Source organism: Streptomyces sp. WM4235, assembly GCF_001279725.1.
Lineage (GTDB): Bacteria > Actinomycetota > Actinomycetes > Streptomycetales > Streptomycetaceae > Streptomyces.
Window position 1 is genome coordinate 65,237 of record NZ_LGDE01000002.1, and the last position, 18,062, is coordinate 83,298.

Consider the following 18,062-nt stretch of genomic DNA (forward strand, 5'->3'; position numbering starts at 1 on the left):
TGAAAGCGTGAATCACCGGCGACGGGCCGGGGAGGGCATACGTGCCCGCCCCGGCCCGTCGTCGTCTGAACAGGAGAGACACACAGTGCAGCTGGTAGTCGCGCGGATCGGCCGCGCCCACGGGATCAAGGGTGAGGTCACCGTCGAGGTACGGACCGACGAGCCCGAACTGCGGCTCGGACCCGGCGCCGTGCTCCAGACCGAACCGGCGTCCGCGGGTCCGCTGACCATCGAGACGGGCCGGGTGCACAGCGGCAGGCTGCTGCTGCGCTTCGCCGGGGTGAAGGACCGCACGGGCGCCGAGGCGCTGCGGAACACCCTGCTCATCGCGGACGTGGACCCGGCGGAACTGCCGGAAGAGCCCGACGAGTACTACGACCACCAGCTGATGGACCTGGACGTGGTGCTGGAGGACGGCACCGAGGTCGGTCGGATCACCGAGATCTCCCACCTGCTCTCGCAGGACCTGTTCATCGTCGAACGGCCCGACGGCACCGAGGTGATGATCCCCTTCGTCGAGGAGATCGTCGCCGAGATCGACCTGGAAGAGCAGCGCTGTGTCATCACCCCGCCGCCAGGACTGATCGACGACCACGCGGTGATCGCTTCCGCGCGCGACGACGCGGACGACAAGGGCGACGCGGACGACAAGGACGACGAGGCCGCCGCTCCCGGGGCAGACGCCTGATGCGTCTCGACGTCGTCACGATCTTCCCCGAGTACCTGGAGCCGTTGAACGTCTCCCTCGTCGGCAAGGCCCGGGCCCGCGGGCAGCTCGACGTTCACGTCCACGACCTGCGGGACTGGACGTACGACCGCCACAACACGGTCGACGACACCCCCTACGGCGGCGGCCCGGGCATGGTCATGAAGACCGACCCGTGGGGCGAGGCCCTGGACACGGCGCTCGCCGACGGCTACGAGGCCGGCGCGCACGGCCCGGTCATCGTCGTCCCGACGCCCAGCGGCCGGCCCTTCACCCAGGAACTCGCCGTCGAGCTCTCCGAGCGACCCTGGCTGATCTTCACCCCCGCCCGGTACGAGGGCATCGACCGCCGCGTCATGGACGAGTACGCGACGCGCCTGCCGGTGTACGAGGTCTCCATCGGCGACTACGTCCTGGCGGGCGGCGAGGCGGCCGTCCTGGTCGTCACCGAGGCCGTGGCCCGGCTGCTTCCCGGAGTCCTCGGCAACGCAGAGTCGCACCGCGACGACTCCTTCGCCCCCGGCGACATGGCCAATCTGCTGGAGGGGCCCGTCTACACGAAGCCCCCGCAGTGGCGCGGCCGGGGAATCCCGGACGTGCTGCTGAGCGGCCACCACGGGAAGATCGCGCGCTGGCGCCGCGACGAGGCGTTCCGTCGCACCGCCGCGAACCGCCCCGACCTGATCGAGCGCTGCGAGGCGTCCGCCTTCGACAAGAAGGACAGGGCGATGCTCGGCGCGCTCGGCTGGAAGCCCTCCGCCGACGGCCGATTTTGGCTCAGGCCGCAGGCCGTGGAAGAATAGGCGGCTGCTGTGTGCTCGCGGGCGCCCCTGCCACAGGGGGATCGTCGTCCGTCGAGTGACGCGGCTCCCGAATTCTCTCCGGAAACCCGCTTCGGCGACCTGTGGCGCCGTGCGAAGAAAGCAGACGAAGCACATGTCTCACCTGCTCGATGGCGTCAACGCCGCCTCGATCCGCTCCGACGTCCCGGCCTTCCGCCCCGGTGACACGATCAACGTGCACGTCCGCGTGATCGAGGGCAACCGCTCCCGTATCCAGCAGTTCAAGGGTGTCGTCATCCGCCGTCAGGGCGCCGGCGTCTCCGAGACCTTCACCGTTCGCAAGGTCTCCTTCAGCGTCGGTGTCGAGCGCACCTTCCCGGTGAACTCCCCGATCTTCGAGAAGATCGAGGTCGTCACCCGCGGTGACGTGCGTCGCGCCAAGCTGTACTTCCTCCGTGAGCTCCGCGGCAAGGCCGCGAAGATCAAGGAGAAGCGCGACCGCTGATCTCATCTCCGGGTCCAGGGGCGGGCCGGATAGGCTCGCACCCGATGGACACCGAAGCAGAGCTCACACGACGCGACCACTCCTCCCCCGATCAGGGGGAGGGGCGGTCGCGTTTCGCGTTCTCGTGGAAGCGGGTCGGACTGCTCGGTGTGATCTGCACGGTCTTCCTGCTGCTGTTCAGCAATTTCGTCCTACAGCCCTTCCTGATCCCGAGCCGATCGATGGAGCCGACGTTCCGGGTCGGTGACCGGGTCCTGGTCAACAAGCTCGCCTACCGGTTCGGCGACCAGCCGCGGCGCGGGGACCTCGTCGTCTTCGACGGCAGGGGCTCCTTCGTACCGGAGGGGGCAGGATCCGGCTCGATGGGCGAGAGCCTGCGAGGCGCGGCGTCCGCACTGGGCATCGGGGACCCGTCCGAGACCGACTTCGTGAAGCGGGTGGTGGGGGTGGGCGGTGACGACGTGGTCTGTTGCGACGCGGGCGGCCGGATCCGGGTCAACGGCACCACGCTCGACGAGCCCTACCTGTTCCCGGGGGACACCGCCTCGAAGGTGCCCTTCCGGATCGTCGTACCCCTTGGGACCCTGTGGGTCATGGGTGATCATCGCTCCCAGTCCCGGGACTCCCGGGACCACCTGGGGGAGCCGGGCGGGGGGATGGTGCCGGTGGAGAGGGTGATCGGGCGGGCCGACTGGATCGGCTGGCCGCTCTCGCGTTGGGGCGCCGCGGGGCCCGCGGGCGGCGGACATGGGTAGCCGGCGACGACGCGGCCGCGGTCGCCGGGAGCCCGAGCATTGGGTGGAGGCGCCGTCGAGGCCCGCCCCGGCACGAGGGCCGGTGCCCACGACGCCCGTGCGCGAGCCCGACGGGGGCAGCCGCGCCGACCGCCGCCGGCTGGCGCGGCGGGTCAAGAGACGCAGACGGACCCGACGGGTCGGCGAGGTGCCGCTGCTCGTCGTGGTGGCCCTGTTCATCGCGCTGCTCCTCAAGACCTTCCTCGTACAGGCCTTCTTCATCCCCTCCGGCTCGATGGAGCAGACGATCCGGATCGGCGACCGGGTCCTGGTCGACAAGCTGACGCCGTGGTTCGGCTCCAAGGTCGAGCGGGGCGACGTCGTCGTTTTCAAGGACCCCGGCGGGTGGCTCAAGGGAGAGGCCACCCGGCCGCCCAAGGACCCCGTCGTGGTCAAGCAGGTCAAGGAGGTCCTGACCTTCATCGGACTGCTGCCCTCCGCCGATGAACAGGACCTGATCAAGCGGGTCATCGGCGTCGGCGGGGACACGGTCACCTGCTGTGATGCCAAGGGGCGGATCACCGTCAACGGCGCGCCGCTCGACGAGCCGTACGTGAACCCGGGCAACGCCCCCTCGGAGATCCGCTTCACGGTCCGGGTGCCGGAGGGCCGGCTGTTCGTGATGGGCGACCACCGCGCGAATTCCGCCGATTCCCGCTTCCACCTCGACGAGGGCTTCGGGGGCACCATCGCCGAGGAGGGGGTCGTCGGGGAAGCCGTGGTGATCGCCTGGCCGTACGACCACTGGCGCAGGCTGGAGCAGCCGGCGACCTTCCTCACGGTCCCCGATCAGGCACGACGCGGACGGCGCGGGCCACGTGGGCGTCGTCGGGGTACGTCGGTCGCATAGTGTGTCCTCGGTCTCCCGAGCCTTAGGGAACTCCCGCTCGTTAGGGGAGGGGAGGGCCCGTTCCCGATCCGGCACGGGCGGCGATTTCCGATGTGAGGGAGTGGATGTGGGGGATGTGGCGGTAGGCGCACGATCCGGACGCGACGAGGGCGAGGAGCGGCCGGACGACGCCGTGGGGAGCGATGCCGAGTTCGCGAAGGACGACGCGGAGGACGAGGGCGCCGAAGCGCGCCCGCAGCGTTCGTTCTGGAAGGAGCTTCCGCTCCTCATCGGTATCGCCCTGCTGCTGGCCCTGCTGATCAAGACCTTCCTGGTGCAGGCGTTCTCGATCCCGTCCGACTCGATGCAGAACACCCTGCAGCGGGGCGACCGGGTACTGGTGGACAAGCTGACCCCGTGGTTCGGCTCGGAGCCCGAGCGCGGTGAGGTCGTCGTCTTCCACGACCCCGCGAACTGGCTGTCCGGTGAGGCCACCCCGGAGCCCAACTTCATGCAGCAGGTGCTCAGCAAGATCGGCTTGATGCCGTCCGCGGACGAGAAGGACCTGATCAAGCGGACCATCGCCATCGGCGGGGACACGGTCGAGTGCAAGAAGGGGGGGCCTGTCGTCGTCAACGGCAAGGAGTTGGACGAGCCGTACATCTTCCCCGGCAACACCCCTTGTGACGACTTCCCGTTCGGCCCCCTCGTCGTCCCGAAGGGCTCGATCTGGGTCATGGGCGACCACCGGCAGAACTCCCAGGACTCCCGCTACCACCAGCAGGACTCGACGCGCGGGTTCGTTCCGGTCAAGGACGTCGTCGGGCGGGCCGTGGTCGTGGCGTGGCCGGTCACGCGCTGGTCCACCCTCCCGGTTCCGGACACCTTCGACCAGCCGGGCATCGGCGACCAGGCAAAGGCGACGGCCCTCGGCCTCGGGGCCGCCGGTCTCGCGCCCGTCGGGCTCGGCCCGGCGGCGTTGGGGCTCACCGGCGCGGTTCCGCTGGTCATGTGGCGTCGACGGAGGCTGACCAAGGGCCGTACCGCCCGGTAGGGTGCCGCCCAGGTCACCGATCTCCGAAGTGTGGGGGCGCTGGAATGGGCGGAACACAAGACATGAGCGGTGGCAGCGATGGCCGCGGCGGTCTCGGCAACGTGTTGTCGGGAATCGCCGTGGCCATCGGCTTCGTGCTCTTCCTGGGCGGCTTCGTCTGGGGGGCCGTGATCTACCAGCCGTACACGGTGCCGACCGACTCGATGGTGCCCACCGTGCGTCCGGGGGACCGGGTGCTCGCGCAGCGGATCGACGGCGGCGAGGTGCGGCGCGGAGACGTGGTGATCTTCACCGACTCGCTGTGGAGCGACACCCCCATGGTCAAGCGCGTCGTCGGCATCGGCGGCGACACCGTGAAGTGCTGCGGCGCGGGCGGCCGGCTCACCGTGAACGGCCGGGAGCTGGACGAGCCGTACATCGACGACGCGAAGCCCGCCGGGGCCCTCGACGGCATGGCCCCGGCGGGCAGGGCGGCCTCCGACACCCCGTTCGAGGTGACGGTCCCCGAGGGCAACCTCTTCCTGCTGGGCGACCGGCGGGCCGGCTCGCTGGACTCCCGCGCACACCTCCAGGAGGCCGGTCAGGGCACGGTGCCCCGCTCGGCGGTCAACGGCCGGGTGGACGCGCGGGCGTGGCCCTCCATGACGATGCTGGAACGGCCGGCGGCGTACCGGCCCCTGGCCGGCGGCGTGTCGTCGCCCGGGCCGCTGCGGCTCCAGGTGATCGCCATCGTGATCGGCGCCGCCCTCGTGGTGGTGGGCGCCGCGTACGGGCCCCTCGCACGGGTCCTCGGGCGCGGGCGACGGGAGCGGTCCGATGCCCGCTGAGCAGGCCGAAGGCCCGCGCAAGGTGGCGCGGGTGATCCTGCTCGACCCCGAGGACCGGATCCTGCTGCTGCACGGCTTCGAACCGGACGATCCGTCGGACGACTGGTGGTTCACCCCGGGCGGGGGCCTGGAGGGGGCGGAGAGCCGGGAGGAGGCCGCGCTGCGGGAGCTCGCCGAGGAGACCGGGATCACCGAGGTGGACCTGGGGCCGGTGCTGTGGCGACGCCACTGCGCGTTCCCCTTCGACGGGCGGCGCTGGGAACAGGACGAGTGGTACTTCCTCGCCCGGACCACCCGGACGGACACCGACATGAGCGGGCTCACCGAACTGGAGCGCCGCAGCGTGATCGAGGCCAGGTGGTGGACCTCCGAGGAACTTCTCGCGGCACGTGAGACGGTGTACCCGACCAGACTCGCCGAGCTGCTCCGTAGGCTGCTCGACGACGGTCCTCCGGGTACGCCGGTGGTCCTGGCCCCGGAAATCGTTTAGGGGCGCGGGGGCCTGGCGCACAATAGGGGGACGCACGGCTGAAGGGGAACATGCCATGAGCGCCGAGGACCTCGAGAAGTACGAGACCGAGATGGAGCTGAAGCTCTATCGGGAGTACCGCGACGTCGTCGGGCTGTTCAAGTACGTGATCGAGACGGAACGCCGTTTCTACCTCACCAATGACTACGAGATGCAGGTGCACTCGGTTCAGGGGGAGGTCTTCTTCGAGGTCTCGATGGCCGACGCCTGGGTCTGGGACATGTACCGGCCGGCTCGCTTCGTGAAGCAGGTACGGGTGCTGACCTTCAAGGACGTGAACATCGAGGAGCTCAACAAGAGCGACCTCGAACTCCCGGGCAGCTGACGGGCGCCCCGTCACCCCTGTGGGTGGCGGGGTTCTCCACAATCCCCCGGTTGTCCACCAAGATCCACTCGGTGGGCGGGGACGCGGGATCGTCGGTGCCGGAGGTGGTGCCGGATGAACGCGAAGAGCGTGGCACAGCAGGCATTGGGGCGGTACGGCGAGGAGCTGGCGGTGCGCCGGCTGGCCGAGGCCGGGATGACGGTGATCGCGCGGAACTGGCGATGCCGCAGCGGGGAGATCGACATCGTCGCGCGGGACGGCGACGCCCTCGTCGTGTGCGAGGTCAAGACACGCAGGGCCGGACCGCCCGAACACCCCCCTTTCGAACACCCCATGGCCGCCGTGCGGCCGGGCAAGGCCGAACGGCTCCGACGGCTCGCCGGGCGCTGGCTCGCCGACCACGGCGGACCGCCTCCGGGCGGTGTGCGGATCGATCTGGTCGGTGTCCTGCTGCCGAGGCGCGGCGCGCCCGTGGTGGAGCACGTCAGGGGGGTGGCCTGATGGGATTCGCACGGGCCTGCTCGGTCGCCCTGGTGGGCGTCGAGGGCGTGGTCGTCGAGGTCCAGGCCGACCTGGAACCGGGGGTCGCGGCCTTCACCCTCGTCGGGCTGCCCGACAAGACCCTGGTGGAGAGCCGCGACCGGGTGCGGGCCGCGGTCGTGAACTCCGGGGCTCAGTGGCCCCAGAAGAAGCTCACGGTCGGACTCAGTCCGGCCTCCGTGCCCAAGTCGGGAGCGGGCTTCGACCTCGCCGTGGCGGCGGCCGTCCTCGGCGCCGCCGAGGTGATCGAACCGGAGGTGATCGCCGACCTCGTCCTCATCGGGGAACTGGGGCTCGACGGCCGGGTGCGACCGGTCCGCGGGATCCTTCCGGCCGTGCTCGCCGCCGCCGAGGCCGGATACCGGCAGGTGGTGGTGCCCCGACAATGCGCGGCCGAGGCCATGCTCGTCCCGGACGTCTCCGTCCTCGGCGTCAGCAGCCTGCGCCAACTGATCGCCGTGCTCACCGACGGGGAGGTGCCCGAGGAGGAGCCGGAACCGGCCGGTCGGCCCGATCCGATGCTGGCCGGGTTGCTCGTGCCGGGCGCGGGGCTCGGCAGCGGGATCTCCCGCGCCGGCGGGGACGGCTCCGATCATCCCGACCTGGCGGACGTCGCCGGACAGCACGCCGCCCGTCGGGCCCTGGAGGTGGCGGCCTCCGGGGGACACCACCTGTTCCTCAGCGGACCCCCGGGCGCGGGCAAGACGATGCTCGCCGAGCGGCTGCCCTGGATCCTGCCGCCGCTCACCCGACAGGACTCCCTGGAGGTGACGGCCGTCCACTCGGTCGCGGGAATCCTCCCGCCCGGCGAACCGCTCGTCGCCAGGCCCCCGTACTGCGCGCCCCACCACTCCGCGACCATGCAGTCGTTGGTCGGCGGCGGGGCCGGGGTGCCCAGGCCCGGGGCGGTGTCCCTGGCCCACCGGGGGGTGCTCTTCCTGGACGAGGCCGCCGAGTTCGGGGTCAAGGCGCTCGACGCCCTGCGGCAGCCGCTGGAGGCCGGGCACGTGGTCATCGCCAGGGCCGCCGGAGTGGTAAGGCTGCCGGCCGGGTTCCTGATGGTGCTCGCGGCCAACCCGTGCCCCTGCGGGCGGCACACCGTGCGCGGGGGCGGCTGCGAATGCCCGTCCTCGGTGATCCGGCGCTACCAGGCCAGGCTCTCCGGACCCCTGCTCGACCGGGTGGACCTGCGGGTCGAGGTCGAGCCCGTCAGCCGCCGCGACCTCCTGGGCGGGGCGGGCCGGGGCGAGTCCAGCGCGGTGGTCGCCGCCCGGGTCGGGGAGGCCCGGGACCGCGCCGCCACCCGGCTCGCGCAGACCCCGTGGCGGCTCAACTCCGAGGTCCCCGGTCACCAGCTCCGCACCCGCTGGCAGGCGGCGCCGGGCGCGCTGGTCCAGGCCGAGCAGGACCTGGAACGCGGCCTGTTGACGGCGCGGGGGCTGGACCGGGTGCTCCGGGTCGCCTGGACCGTCGCCGACCTGCGGGGTCGGGACCGCCCCGAGGCGCCGGACGTGGCCGTCGCGCTGGAACTGCGTACCGGGATCGCCCGCGGGGCCACGCGGATCGTGGGGGCGGCGGGGGTCGCGTCATGACCGGGGAGACGGAAGCCGAGGCGGAGATGTCGGCGCGGGCCGCCCTGACCCGGGTCCTGGAACCGGGCGACGCGCACGGCGGGCGCCTGCTCCGGGAGCTGGGCGCCGTGGAACTCATGCGGCGGCTCACCGACCCCGAGCCGGGAACCTGGGCGCCGGCCGGGGTGGGGCCCGAGCGGCTCGCCGGATACCGCGGACGGGCCGCCCTGGCCGACCCCCTGCGGGACCTGGAGACCGCAGCCGAGGCGGGCGTGCGGTTCGTCTGCCCGGGGTCGGCGCAGTGGCCGACCCAACTGGACGACCTCGGCGACGCGCGGCCCGTGGGGCTCTGGCTCCGGGGCGGGCCGGACCTGCGGACCTGGGCGCTGCGCTCCGTCGCCGTGGTCGGGGCCCGCGCGTGCACCCCGTACGGGGCCCACATGGCGCAGACCCTGGCGGCAGGGCTCGCCGAGCGCGGCTGGGTCGTCGTCTCCGGAGCCGCGTACGGCATCGACGGCGCGGCCCATCGCGGCGCCCTCGCCTCGGGCGGGGCCACGGCCGCGGTGCTGGCCTGCGGGGTGGACGTGGCGTACCCGAAGGGGCACGCCGGGCTCCTCGGCCGGATCGCCGGCCAGGGGCTGATCCTGGGAGAGCTGCCGCCCGGCAGCCATCCCACCCCGAGCAGGTTCGTGTTGCGCAACCGGGTCATCGCCGCCCTCACACGGGGCACGGTCGTCATCGAGGCGGCCCACCGCAGCGGCTCGCTGGTCACCGCCCGACGGGCCCAGGCACTCGGCCGGTTCACCATGGGCACCCCCGGCCCGGCCACCAGTGGACTCTCCGCCGGCGTCCACGAACTCCTGCGCGGCGAGGCGGTGCTCGTCACCGACGCCGCGGAGGTGATCGAGCTGGTCGGCGGCATGGGGGAGCTGGCTCCCGAGCGGCGCGGGCCCGTGCTCGCCCGGGACCTGTTGGACCCGGCCGCGGCGCGGGTGCTCGAAGCCCTGCCGGCGGACCGGCCCGTGCCGGCGGAGGAGGTCGCCGTCGCCGCGGGCGTCGGCACCGATGAAGTCATCGGCAGACTGTACGAACTTCACTCTCTGGGGTTCGTCGAACGGCAGGGCGACGGCTGGCAGTTGACCATGCGGAGGTCGAGAGGAGGCGCACAAACCGACGCCACCCGGCGAGGCGGTCGTTGACCTGGGGCGTTCCGGTGAAAGAGTGAAGCCGATGAGAGATGCGGTGTTCCGGTTGGCAGTCGTCGGGACCGTGCGCGAGGCGCCGGTCCGGAGCCGCCCGTGCCGGTCGGGGCGCCCCGACGGCGGCGCGGGATCCCGTACTCTTCGCGCACCGCGACACTTCCGTCACGCTACGCTCCCAACGAATCCGGCTCCGGCAAAGGCGAAGCATGCCCCAGCACACCTCAGGGTCTGACCGCGCTGCGGTGCCCCCCGCTGCCCGCGGCAGCGTGCGGTCCACCGCGCCCTCGTCCCTGGAGGTGCTGTGGCGCTCGTACAAGGACTCCGGTGACGAGCGACTGCGGGAGCAGTTGATCCTGCACTACTCGCCGCTGGTCAAGTACGTCGCGGGCCGGGTCAGCGTGGGCCTGCCGCCCAATGTGGAACAGGCCGACTTCGTCTCCTCGGGAGTCTTCGGACTGATCGACGCCATCGAGAAGTTCGACATCGAACGGGCCATCAAGTTCGAGACCTACGCCATCACCCGTATCCGCGGCGCGATGATCGACGAACTCCGGGCCCTCGACTGGATCCCGCGTTCCGTCCGGCAGAAGGCGCGGGCCGTCGAGCGGGCCTACGCCACGCTGGAGGCCCAGCTGCGGCGCACCCCGACCGAACACGAGGTCGCGGGAGAGATGGGCATCGTGGTCGAGGAACTCCACACGGTCTTCAGCCAGTTGTCCCTCGCCAACGTGGTCGCCCTGGAGGAACTCCTGCACGTGGGCGGGGAGGGCGGCGACCGGCTCTCCCTGATGGACACCCTGGAGGACCACGCCGCGGACAACCCGGTCGCTGTCGCCGAGGACCGCGAACTGCGCAGGCTGCTGGCCAGGGCCATCAACACCCTCCCGGACCGGGAGAAGACCGTCGTGACCCTCTACTACTACGAGGGCCTCACGCTCGCGGAGATCGGCAACGTGCTGGGCGTCACCGAGAGTCGGGTCAGTCAAATCCACACCAAGTCGGTCCTCCAGCTTCGGGCGAAGCTGGCGGATGTGGGGCGCTGACGGGGCCGGCCCTTGCGGGACGTCCGTAGAGTGGTCGTGTGCCCAGGATTCGAGCGGCCTCCGTGGCCGAGCACCGGTCGATGCAGCGCGGCGCCCTGTTGGACGCCGCGCGTTCCCTGCTGTCCGAAGGCGGTACGGAGGCGCTGACCTTCCCCGCTCTGGCGGAGCGGACCGGCCTCGCCCGGTCGTCCGTCTATGAGTACTTTCGGTCGCGCGCGGCCGTCGTCGAAGAGCTGTGCGCGGTGGACTTCCCCGTCTGGGCCGCCGAGATCGAGGCGGCCATGGCTTCCGCCGAGTCGCCGGAGGCCAAGATCGAGGCCTACGTCCGCAGCCAGCTGGGGCTCGTGGGCGACCGGCGCCACCGCGCGGTCGTCGCGATCTCGGCCAGTGAGCTGGACGCCGGCGCGCGGGAGAAGATCCGCGCCGCGCACGGCGGGCTGGTGGCGATGATCGTCGAGGCGCTCGCGGGCCTCGGGCACGCCGAACCGCGCCTCGCGGCGATGCTGCTCCAGGGCGTCGTGGACGCGGCCGTCCGGCGGATCGAGCTGGGCGCCGCGGAGGATCCGGTCGTGATCACGGACGCCGCCGTCGCCATGGCGCTGCGGGGCGTCCGGGGCTGACCCTCGGGGCGCGCGGGCCCCCGCTCACGGCCGGCGCGTCACGGCCCACCGGGATCGGGAAGCAGCCGGGGAGTCGGCCGGGGGAGCAGCCCCAGCGGGTTGAGGTAGGTCTCGCCGGCCAGGAGACCCCAGTGCAGGCAGGGAAGCGGACAGTGGGCGCCCTCGGTGAGGACCGCCACCACCTGCCCCGCCGCGACCTCCTCCCCCTCGACGACGAGCGGGCGGACCGGCTCGTACGTCGTGCGCAGCCCGCCCGGGAGGGTGAGCGAGAGGACGCCTCGCCCCGCCACCGGCCCGGCGTGGTGGACCCGGCCAGGACCCGGGGCCCTGATCTCCGTGCCCACCGGCGCCGCCAGGTCCACGCCCCGGTGTCCGGCGGCGTACGGGGTCGGGGGTGGGTCCCACCATCGGGCCACGATCAGCGGGGGCGGCAGCGGGCGCACTCCCGGGGTGAAGGCCTGGGACAGCGCGAGCAGCAGTGTGAACAGCAGTGTCGTCATACGGGCCAGCGTGCCGGGCGGCGTCGGACCTTGCCGGAGCCTGTGGACGGCCGGGTCGGTGTGGACAAACGCGTCACCCGGCATACCGCCGGGTCCCGTACACTTCTTGTGGCGATCCGGGTCACCGGGTCGACTTCGCACGCCCCAGCACCGGCCGGTCAGGCCACGTGAAAGCGTCTCTCGGTCCCCTCTCAGGGGGCAGGGCGCGGCGGGGCGTCAGGAACCAAACCGAGAAAACAAGGAGATGGCCATGGCCGTCGTAACGATGCGGGAGCTGCTGGAAAGCGGCGTCCACTTCGGTCACCAGACCCGCCGCTGGAACCCGAAGATGAAGCGCTTCATCTTCACGGAGCGCAACGGCATCTACATCATCGACCTGCTCCAGTCGCTGTCGTACATCGACCGCGCCTACGAGTTCGTGAAGGAGACCGTCGCGCACGGTGGCTCCATCATGTTCGTCGGTACCAAGAAGCAGGCTCAGGAAGCCATCGCCGAGCAGGCGACGCGCGTCGGCATGCCGTACGTCAACCAGCGGTGGCTGGGTGGCATGCTCACCAACTTCTCGACCGTCTACAAGCGCCTTCAGCGTCTGAAGGAGCTTGAGGCGATCGACTTCGAGGACGTCGCCGCCTCGGGTCTCACCAAGAAGGAGCTCCTGGTCCTCTCTCGCGAGAAGATCAAGCTGGAGAAGACCCTCGGTGGTATCCGCGAGATGTCGAAGGTTCCCAGCGCCGTCTGGATCGTCGACACCAAGAAGGAGCACATCGCCGTCGGTGAGGCGCGCAAGCTCCACATCCCGGTCGTCGCGATCCTCGACACCAACTGCGACCCCGACGAGGTCGACTACAAGATCCCGGGCAACGACGACGCGATCCGCTCCGTCACCCTGCTCACCCGCGTGATCGCCGACGCCGTCGCCGAGGGCCTCATCGCCCGCTCCGGCGCTGCGACCGGCGACTCGAAGCCGGGCGAGAAGGCCGCCGCCGAGCCGCTCGCCGAGTGGGAGCGCGACCTCCTCGAGGGCGAGAAGAAGGCTGACGACGCCGAGGCCGCTCCGGCCGAGGCCGCTGCCGAGGCCCCCGCCGCCGAGGCCGTCGAGGCTCCGGCCGCCGAGGCCGCGGACGCCGAGGCTGCCGAGGCTCCGGCCGCCGAGGCTGTCGAGGCTCCGGCCGCCGACGCCGAGCAGGCCTGACCCACTGAGAGCGCCCGGCGTTCACGCGCCGGGCACTCGCAGCACGGACGATGACGGCGGGGGAGCCGCGCCACAAGCGCGACTCCTCCGCCGTTCACCCGTAGATCTACGACTTCGAGAGAGAATCACAGACTCATGGCGAACTACACCGCCGCTGACGTCAAGAAGCTCCGCGAGCTCACCGGCGTCGGCATGATGGACTGCAAGAACGCACTGGTCGAGTCCGACGGCGACGTCGACAAGGCCATCGAGGCGCTCCGCATCAAGGGTCAGAAGGGCGTCGCCAAGCGCGAGGGCCGTTCTGCCGAGAACGGTGCCGTCGCCTCCCTGATCGCCGACGACAACACCTCCGGTGTCCTCGTCGAGCTGAAGTGCGAGACGGACTTCGTCGCCAAGGGCGACAAGTTCCAGGCCGTCACCAACGAGCTGGCCGCCCACATCGCCGCGACGTCCCCGGCCGACCTCGAGGCGCTGCTCGCGTCCGAGATCGCTCCCGGCAAGACCGTCCAGGCGTTCGTGGACGAGGCCAACGCCAACCTCGGCGAGAAGATCGTCCTGGACCGCTTCGCGCAGTTCACCGGCGGTTACGTCTCGGCGTACATGCACCGCACGATGCCCGACCTGCCGTTCCAGATCGGCGTCCTGGTCGAGCTCGACAAGGAGAACGCCGAGGTCGCTCGCGGCGTCGCGCAGCACATCGCCGCGTTCGCCCCGCAGTACCTCGCCAAGGAAGACGTGCCGGCCGAGAAGGTCGAGTCGGAGCGTCGCGTCGCCGAGGAGATCACCCGCGCGGAGGGCAAGCCCGAGGCTGCCATCGCCAAGATCGTCGAGGGTCGCGTCAACGGCTTCTTCAAGGAAGCCACCCTGCTCGGCCAGCCGTACGCGCTGGACAACAAGAAGTCCGTCCAGAAGGTTCTGGACGAGGCCGGTGTCACCCTGGTGCGCTTCAGCCGCATCAAGGTCGGCATCTGAGTCCGTCCGTACGCGACGGACACCGGACCCCGGTAGGGTCTGAAGCAGTCGTCCACGCTTGCGCAGGACGACCGCAGATCTGACGAGGAGGCCATTGCCGTAGAGGGAACCGCGAGGACCCACCGGCAATGGCCTTCTTCGTATGTGCACGAGGAGATCTCCATGAATCAGGGCGTGGACACCCACACCGCTTCCGACGACAAGAGCGACCACGAGAAGAAGGGCCGGCGCTTCATGCTGAAGCTGTCGGGTGAAGCCTTCTCCGGCGGCGGCGGACTGGGCGTCGACCCTGACGTCGTGCACGCCATCGCCCGCGAGATCGCGGCCGTTGTCCGAGACGGCGCGGAGATCGCGATCGTCATCGGCGGCGGCAACTTCTTCCGCGGCGCCGAGCTGCAGCAGCGTGGCATGGACCGTGCGCGGTCCGACTACATGGGCATGCTCGGCACCGTCATGAACTGCCTCGCCCTCCAGGACTTCCTGGAGAAGGAAGGCATCGACAGCCGCGTCCAGACCGCCATCACCATGGGCCAGGTCGCCGAGCCGTACATCCCGCTGCGTGCCGTGAGGCACCTGGAGAAGGGGCGCGTCGTCATCTTCGGCGCCGGCATGGGCATGCCGTACTTCTCCACCGACACCACGGCGGCCCAGCGCGCCCTGGAGATCGACGCCGAAGCCCTGCTCATGGGCAAGAACGGTGTCGACGGGGTCTACGACTCCGACCCGAAGGCCAACCCGGACGCGGTGAAGTTCGACGCGCTGGAGTACAGCGAGGTGCTGTCCCGGGACCTCAAGGTCGCCGACGCCACGGCCATCACGCTCTGCCGCGACAACAAGCTGCCGATCCTGGTCTTCGAACTGCTCGCCGAGGGCAATATCGCCCGCGCCGTCAAGGGTGAGAAGATCGGCACGCTCGTGAGCGACCAGGGCACCCGGGCCTGACCTCCGCATCGCCGGTCCACGCACGCCGCGGACCGGCCCGCCCCGCCCGCCTGAACCATCCATATCTGACATGCAGGAGCACGTGGTGATCGAAGAAATCCTCCTCGAGGCCGAGGAGAAGATGGAGAAGGCCGTCGTCGTCGCCAAGGAAGACTTCGCCGCGATTCGCACGGGACGTGCGCACCCGGCGATGTTCAACAAGATCGTGGCGGAGTACTACGGCGCCATCACGCCCATCAACCAGCTCGCCTCCTTCGCCGTGCCCGAGCCGCGCATGGCGGTCGTGACGCCCTTCGACGCGTCCGCGCTGCGCAACATCGAGCAGGCCATCCGCGACTCGGACCTCGGGGTCAACCCGAGCAACGACGGCCGCATCATCCGGGTGACCTTCCCCGAGCTGACGCAGGAGCGCCGCAAGGAGTACGTCAAGGTCGCGCGCACCAAGGCCGAGGACTCCAAGGTCTCCATCCGCGCCGTCCGCCGCAAGGCCAAGGACGCCCTCGACAAGCTCGTCAAGGACAAGGAAGCCGGCGAGGACGAGGTGCGTCGCGCCGAGAAGGAGCTCGACGACACCACCGCGAAGTACGTCGCGCAGGTGGACGAGCTGCTGAAGCACAAGGAAGCCGAGCTCCTCGAAGTCTGATGAACGACTCTTCCTGGCAGCCGGAGCCGGTTCCGGCGGGTCCCGCATACGATGCGCAGGCGGGCCCGCAGACTCGGCCCATGCCCATCGTGCCCGATGCCGCCGGCCGTGACTTCGACGACCGGGAAGCACGCGATCGGGGGGCCGCCGCCGCAGGCGGCCCCCTCTTCCGCGACGAGACGCCGCCGCAGGAGCCCATGCCCAGCCCCCCGCCTCCGCCCTCGCAGGCACCGCAGGACCCCTCGCCCCCACCGCCGAAGAAGCGTGCGGGGCGGGATCTGCGTGCCGCCATAGGGGTCGGCGTCGGCCTCGGTGCGGTGATCTTCGCTTCCCTCTTCATCGTCAAGGCGGTCTTCGTCGGCGTCGTCGTCGTCGCGGTCGTCGTGGGGCTGTGGGAGCTCACCTCCCGGCTCCAGGAGAAGAAGGGCATCAAGGCGCCGCTCGTCCCGCTCGCGGTCGGTGGCGCCGCCATGATCATCGCTGGGTACGTCCGGGGGGCCGAGGGAGCCTGGGTCGCCATGGCCCTGACCGCCCTCGCGGTCCTGGTCTGGCGGATGACCGAGCCGCCCGAGGACTACCTCAAGGACGTCACGGCGGGTGTCTTCGCCGCGTTCTACGTGCCTTTCCTGGCGACCTTCGTCACGATGCTGCTCGCCGCCGACGACGGTCCGCAGCGGGTGGTGACGTTCCTGGTCCTGACCGTGGTCAGTGACACCGGGGCCTACGCGGTGGGCTGGCGCTTCGGCAAGACCAAGCTCGCGCCGCGCATCAGCCCCGGCAAGACCCGCGAGGGGCTGTTCGGGGCGGTGGCCTTCGCCATGGCGGCCGGCGCGCTGTGCATGGAGTTCCTGGTCGACGGCGGGATCTGGTGGCAGGGCCTGCTGCTGGGGCTGGCCGTCGCGGTCAGTGCCACGCTGGGCGACCTCGGCGAGTCGATGATCAAGCGGGACCTGGGCATCAAGGACATGGGGACCCTGCTTCCCGGTCACGGCGGGATCATGGACCGGCTCGACTCGCTGCTGCCGACCGCTCCGGTGGTGTGGCTGCTGCTGGCCGCTTTCGTCGGCACCGGCTGACACCGGCCTCCGGTTACTCTTGAAAGGCGTGCTGCTTCTGCGGCGCGCCTTTCGTCTTACGAGGAGTACCTGCCATGGCCCGCCCTGTTCCGGGAGAGCTCACTTTCGTCGCCCCTCGCGGGGTGAAGAAGCCGCCCCGGCACCTCGCCGACATGACCCCGGCCGAGCGCCGCGAGGCGGTCGCCGCGATCGGTGAGAAGCCGTTCCGGGCCAAGCAGCTCTCCCAGCACTACTTCGCGCGGTACGCGCACGACCCGGCGGAGTGGACGGACATCCCGGCCGCCTCGCGGGAGAAGCTTCAGCAGGAGCTGCTGCCGGACCTGATGAACGTCTTGCGGCACATCTCGTGCGATGACGACACCACGCGCAAGACCCTGTGGAAGCTGCACGACGGCACGCTCGTCGAGTCCGTGCTGATGCGCTACCCGGACCGGGTCACCATGTGCATCTCCTCGCAGGCGGGCTGCGGGATGAACTGCCCGTTCTGCGCCACCGGCCAGGCGGGACTGGACCGCAACCTGTCCACCGCCGAGATCGTGCACCAGATCGTGGACGGCATGCGCGCGCTGCGCGACGGCGAGGTCCCCGGCGGGCCGGCCCGGCTGTCCAACATCGTCTTCATGGGCATGGGCGAGCCGCTGGCCAACTACAACCGGGTCGTCGGCGCCATCCGCCGGCTGACCGACCCGGAGCCCGACGGTCTGGGGCTGTCCCAGCGCGGCATCACCGTCTCCACCGTCGGTCTGGTCCCGGCCATGCTGCGCTTCGCCGACGAGGGCTTCAAGTGCCGTCTCGCCGTGTCGCTGCACGCTCCGGACGACGAGCTGCGCGACACCCTCGTCCCCGTGAACACCCGCTGGAACGTCCGCGAGGTGCTGGGCGCGGCGTGGGAGTACGCGGAGAAGTCCGGCCGTCGCATCTCCATCGAGTACGCCCTGATCCGCGACATCAACGACCAGGCCTGGCGTGGTGACCTGCTCGGCAAGCTCCTCAAGGGCAAGCGCGTACACGTCAACCTGATCCCGCTGAACCCGACGCCCGGCTCGAAGTGGACGGCCTCGCGTCCCGAGGACGAGAAGGCCTTCGTGGAGGCCATCGCCCGCCACGGCGTGCCGGTGACCGTACGGGACACCCGCGGTCAGGAGATCGACGGCGCGTGCGGCCAGCTGGCCGCCTCGGAGCGCTAGGTTCCGTTTCCGGTCGGTCACATTCGGCCACCGGGGTACTCTGTGGCCGAACAAATTTCATATTCCGACAGGGGAGCGCCACAGCGCTGAGAGTGCGGTAACCGTCACCGCAGACCCTCTGAACCTCGCCCCGGTCATTCGGGGTAGGAAGTTCGGTCACCACTCAAGCTGTTGCGCCCTGCCCGGCGTCCGCTCCACAGAGCGCCGGGCAGGGCCGCGTCTT

21 protein-coding genes and 1 riboswitch are annotated in these 18,062 nt (G+C 70.8%); of the genes, 20 read left to right on the forward strand and 1 reads right to left on the reverse strand.

Going from position 1 to position 18,062, the window contains the following annotated elements; genetic code table 11:
• Nucleotides 1–85: 85 nt before the first annotated feature.
• The 14 genes from rimM (at nucleotide 86) to ADK55_RS01495 (ending at nucleotide 11,327) form a co-directional block, all read left to right on the forward strand.
• Nucleotides 86–688: a ribosome maturation factor RimM gene (gene rimM, locus ADK55_RS01430; protein WP_053675139.1), complete on the forward strand. Its 603-nt coding sequence runs from the start codon at nucleotides 86–88 to the stop codon at nucleotides 686–688.
• On the forward strand, nucleotides 688–1,509 hold the full coding sequence (gene trmD / locus ADK55_RS01435; protein ID WP_053675141.1) for a tRNA (guanosine(37)-N1)-methyltransferase TrmD: 822 nt from the start codon (nucleotides 688–690) through the stop codon (nucleotides 1,507–1,509). Before rimM ends, trmD begins: the two co-directional genes overlap by 1 nt.
• A 133-nt stretch (nucleotides 1,510–1,642) precedes the next feature.
• Nucleotides 1,643–1,993, forward strand: a complete 351-nt coding sequence (gene rplS / locus ADK55_RS01440) for a 50S ribosomal protein L19 (protein ID WP_053675143.1) — start codon at nucleotides 1,643–1,645, stop codon at nucleotides 1,991–1,993.
• 44 nt (nucleotides 1,994–2,037) lie between these two features.
• Entirely contained in the window at nucleotides 2,038–2,748 is a 711-nt protein-coding gene (lepB, locus tag ADK55_RS01445; protein ID WP_053675145.1) for a signal peptidase I, read from the forward strand.
• 82 nt (nucleotides 2,749–2,830) lie between these two features.
• On the forward strand, nucleotides 2,831–3,637 hold the full coding sequence (gene lepB / locus ADK55_RS01450) for a signal peptidase I (RefSeq protein ID WP_420713585.1): 807 nt from the start codon (nucleotides 2,831–2,833) through the stop codon (nucleotides 3,635–3,637).
• 115 nt (nucleotides 3,638–3,752) lie between these two features.
• Nucleotides 3,753–4,670: a signal peptidase I gene (gene lepB / locus ADK55_RS01455; RefSeq protein WP_053675149.1), complete on the forward strand. Its 918-nt coding sequence runs from the start codon at nucleotides 3,753–3,755 to the stop codon at nucleotides 4,668–4,670.
• Nucleotides 4,671–4,732: 62 nt separating this feature from the next.
• Nucleotides 4,733–5,497: a signal peptidase I gene (gene lepB, locus ADK55_RS01460; RefSeq protein WP_053675151.1), complete on the forward strand. Its 765-nt coding sequence runs from the start codon at nucleotides 4,733–4,735 to the stop codon at nucleotides 5,495–5,497.
• Entirely contained in the window at nucleotides 5,487–5,987 is a 501-nt protein-coding gene (locus ADK55_RS01465; protein WP_053675153.1) for an NUDIX hydrolase, read from the forward strand. The genes lepB (ADK55_RS01460) and ADK55_RS01465 overlap by 11 nt, the downstream gene beginning before the upstream one ends.
• 55 nt (nucleotides 5,988–6,042) lie before the next feature.
• A complete protein-coding gene (locus ADK55_RS01470) occupies nucleotides 6,043–6,351 on the forward strand; it encodes a DUF2469 domain-containing protein (protein ID WP_005311352.1) in 309 nt (102 codons plus the stop codon).
• Nucleotides 6,352–6,465: 114 nt separating this feature from the next.
• Nucleotides 6,466–6,852, forward strand: a complete 387-nt coding sequence (locus ADK55_RS01475) for a YraN family protein (protein ID WP_053675155.1) — start codon at nucleotides 6,466–6,468, stop codon at nucleotides 6,850–6,852.
• Nucleotides 6,852–8,483 carry a YifB family Mg chelatase-like AAA ATPase gene (locus tag ADK55_RS01480; protein WP_053675157.1) on the forward strand — a complete coding sequence of 544 codons (1,632 nt, stop codon included), beginning with the start codon at nucleotides 6,852–6,854 and terminating at the stop codon, nucleotides 8,481–8,483. The genes ADK55_RS01475 and ADK55_RS01480 overlap by 1 nt, the downstream gene beginning before the upstream one ends.
• The gene (gene dprA, locus ADK55_RS01485) at nucleotides 8,480–9,661 is read left to right on the forward strand and encodes a DNA-processing protein DprA (RefSeq protein ID WP_053675159.1); all 1,182 of its coding nucleotides are present in this window, start codon (nucleotides 8,480–8,482) and stop codon (nucleotides 9,659–9,661) included. The genes ADK55_RS01480 and dprA overlap by 4 nt, the downstream gene beginning before the upstream one ends.
• Nucleotides 9,662–9,870: 209 nt before the next feature.
• Complete coding sequence (gene whiG, locus ADK55_RS01490; RefSeq protein WP_053675161.1) at nucleotides 9,871–10,707, forward strand: RNA polymerase sigma factor WhiG; 837 nt, start codon at nucleotides 9,871–9,873, stop codon at nucleotides 10,705–10,707.
• A gap of 62 nt (nucleotides 10,708–10,769) precedes the next feature.
• Nucleotides 10,770–11,327, forward strand: coding sequence for a TetR/AcrR family transcriptional regulator (locus tag ADK55_RS01495; RefSeq protein WP_053675163.1), 558 nt, complete (start codon nucleotides 10,770–10,772; stop codon nucleotides 11,325–11,327).
• A 38-nt stretch (nucleotides 11,328–11,365) separates the two neighbouring features.
• On the opposite strand, the gene ADK55_RS01500 is transcribed toward ADK55_RS01495, so the two are convergent.
• The gene (locus ADK55_RS01500) at nucleotides 11,366–11,827 is read right to left on the reverse strand and encodes a M23 family metallopeptidase (protein ID WP_053675270.1); all 462 of its coding nucleotides are present in this window, start codon (nucleotides 11,825–11,827) and stop codon (nucleotides 11,366–11,368) included.
• A 250-nt stretch (nucleotides 11,828–12,077) separates the two neighbouring features.
• Here ADK55_RS01500 and rpsB point away from each other — a divergent pair, with 250 nt between their 5' ends.
• The 6 genes from rpsB to rlmN all read left to right on the forward strand — a co-directional run bounded on the left by rpsB (nucleotide 12,078) and on the right by rlmN (nucleotide 17,839).
• Nucleotides 12,078–13,019 (forward strand): 30S ribosomal protein S2, encoded by a 942-nt coding sequence (gene rpsB / locus ADK55_RS01505; protein WP_053675165.1) that lies wholly within the window; start codon nucleotides 12,078–12,080, stop codon nucleotides 13,017–13,019.
• A gap of 135 nt (nucleotides 13,020–13,154) precedes the next feature.
• Complete coding sequence (gene tsf / locus ADK55_RS01510) at nucleotides 13,155–13,991, forward strand: translation elongation factor Ts (protein ID WP_053675167.1); 837 nt, start codon at nucleotides 13,155–13,157, stop codon at nucleotides 13,989–13,991.
• Nucleotides 13,992–14,153: 162 nt separating this feature from the next.
• Complete coding sequence (gene pyrH / locus ADK55_RS01515) at nucleotides 14,154–14,933, forward strand: UMP kinase (protein WP_053675272.1); 780 nt, start codon at nucleotides 14,154–14,156, stop codon at nucleotides 14,931–14,933.
• A gap of 85 nt (nucleotides 14,934–15,018) precedes the next feature.
• Nucleotides 15,019–15,576: a ribosome recycling factor gene (gene frr / locus ADK55_RS01520; RefSeq protein WP_053675274.1), complete on the forward strand. Its 558-nt coding sequence runs from the start codon at nucleotides 15,019–15,021 to the stop codon at nucleotides 15,574–15,576.
• Nucleotides 15,576–16,652 carry a phosphatidate cytidylyltransferase gene (locus ADK55_RS01525; RefSeq protein ID WP_053675169.1) on the forward strand — a complete coding sequence of 359 codons (1,077 nt, stop codon included), beginning with the start codon at nucleotides 15,576–15,578 and terminating at the stop codon, nucleotides 16,650–16,652. Before frr ends, ADK55_RS01525 begins: the two co-directional genes overlap by 1 nt.
• Nucleotides 16,653–16,726: 74 nt before the next feature.
• Nucleotides 16,727–17,839, forward strand: coding sequence for a 23S rRNA (adenine(2503)-C(2))-methyltransferase RlmN (rlmN, locus tag ADK55_RS01530; protein ID WP_053675171.1), 1,113 nt, complete (start codon nucleotides 16,727–16,729; stop codon nucleotides 17,837–17,839).
• A 59-nt stretch (nucleotides 17,840–17,898) separates the two neighbouring features.
• Nucleotides 17,899–18,007, forward strand: a riboswitch (TPP riboswitch).
• Nucleotides 18,008–18,062: the final 55 nt, after the last annotated feature.

What these genes read in the sequence shown, in the direction of transcription:
- tsf (WP_053675167.1), top strand. Translation starts at nt 13,155, where the DNA reads ATGGCGAACTACACCGCCGCTGACGTCAAGAAGCTCCGCGAGCTCACC.
- ADK55_RS01525 (WP_053675169.1), top strand. Translation starts at nt 15,576, where the DNA reads ATGAACGACTCTTCCTGGCAGCCGGAGCCGGTTCCGGCGGGTCCCGCA.
- ADK55_RS01480 (WP_053675157.1), top strand. Translation starts at nt 6,852, where the DNA reads ATGGGATTCGCACGGGCCTGCTCGGTCGCCCTGGTGGGCGTCGAGGGC.
- ADK55_RS01470 (WP_005311352.1), top strand. Translation starts at nt 6,043, where the DNA reads ATGAGCGCCGAGGACCTCGAGAAGTACGAGACCGAGATGGAGCTGAAG.
- ADK55_RS01475 (WP_053675155.1), top strand. Translation starts at nt 6,466, where the DNA reads ATGAACGCGAAGAGCGTGGCACAGCAGGCATTGGGGCGGTACGGCGAG.
- trmD (WP_053675141.1), top strand. Translation starts at nt 688, where the DNA reads ATGCGTCTCGACGTCGTCACGATCTTCCCCGAGTACCTGGAGCCGTTG.
- dprA (WP_053675159.1), top strand. Translation starts at nt 8,480, where the DNA reads ATGACCGGGGAGACGGAAGCCGAGGCGGAGATGTCGGCGCGGGCCGCC.
- whiG (WP_053675161.1), top strand. Translation starts at nt 9,871, where the DNA reads ATGCCCCAGCACACCTCAGGGTCTGACCGCGCTGCGGTGCCCCCCGCT.
- rlmN (WP_053675171.1), top strand. Translation starts at nt 16,727, where the DNA reads ATGGCCCGCCCTGTTCCGGGAGAGCTCACTTTCGTCGCCCCTCGCGGG.
- lepB (WP_053675151.1), top strand. Translation starts at nt 4,733, where the DNA reads ATGAGCGGTGGCAGCGATGGCCGCGGCGGTCTCGGCAACGTGTTGTCG.
- pyrH (WP_053675272.1), top strand. Translation starts at nt 14,154, where the DNA reads ATGAATCAGGGCGTGGACACCCACACCGCTTCCGACGACAAGAGCGAC.
- ADK55_RS01465 (WP_053675153.1), top strand. Translation starts at nt 5,487, where the DNA reads ATGCCCGCTGAGCAGGCCGAAGGCCCGCGCAAGGTGGCGCGGGTGATC.
- rpsB (WP_053675165.1), top strand. Translation starts at nt 12,078, where the DNA reads ATGGCCGTCGTAACGATGCGGGAGCTGCTGGAAAGCGGCGTCCACTTC.
- ADK55_RS01500 (WP_053675270.1), bottom strand. Translation starts at nt 11,827, where the DNA reads ATGACGACACTGCTGTTCACACTGCTGCTCGCGCTGTCCCAGGCCTTC.
- lepB (WP_053675145.1), top strand. Translation starts at nt 2,038, where the DNA reads ATGGACACCGAAGCAGAGCTCACACGACGCGACCACTCCTCCCCCGAT.
- rplS (WP_053675143.1), top strand. Translation starts at nt 1,643, where the DNA reads ATGTCTCACCTGCTCGATGGCGTCAACGCCGCCTCGATCCGCTCCGAC.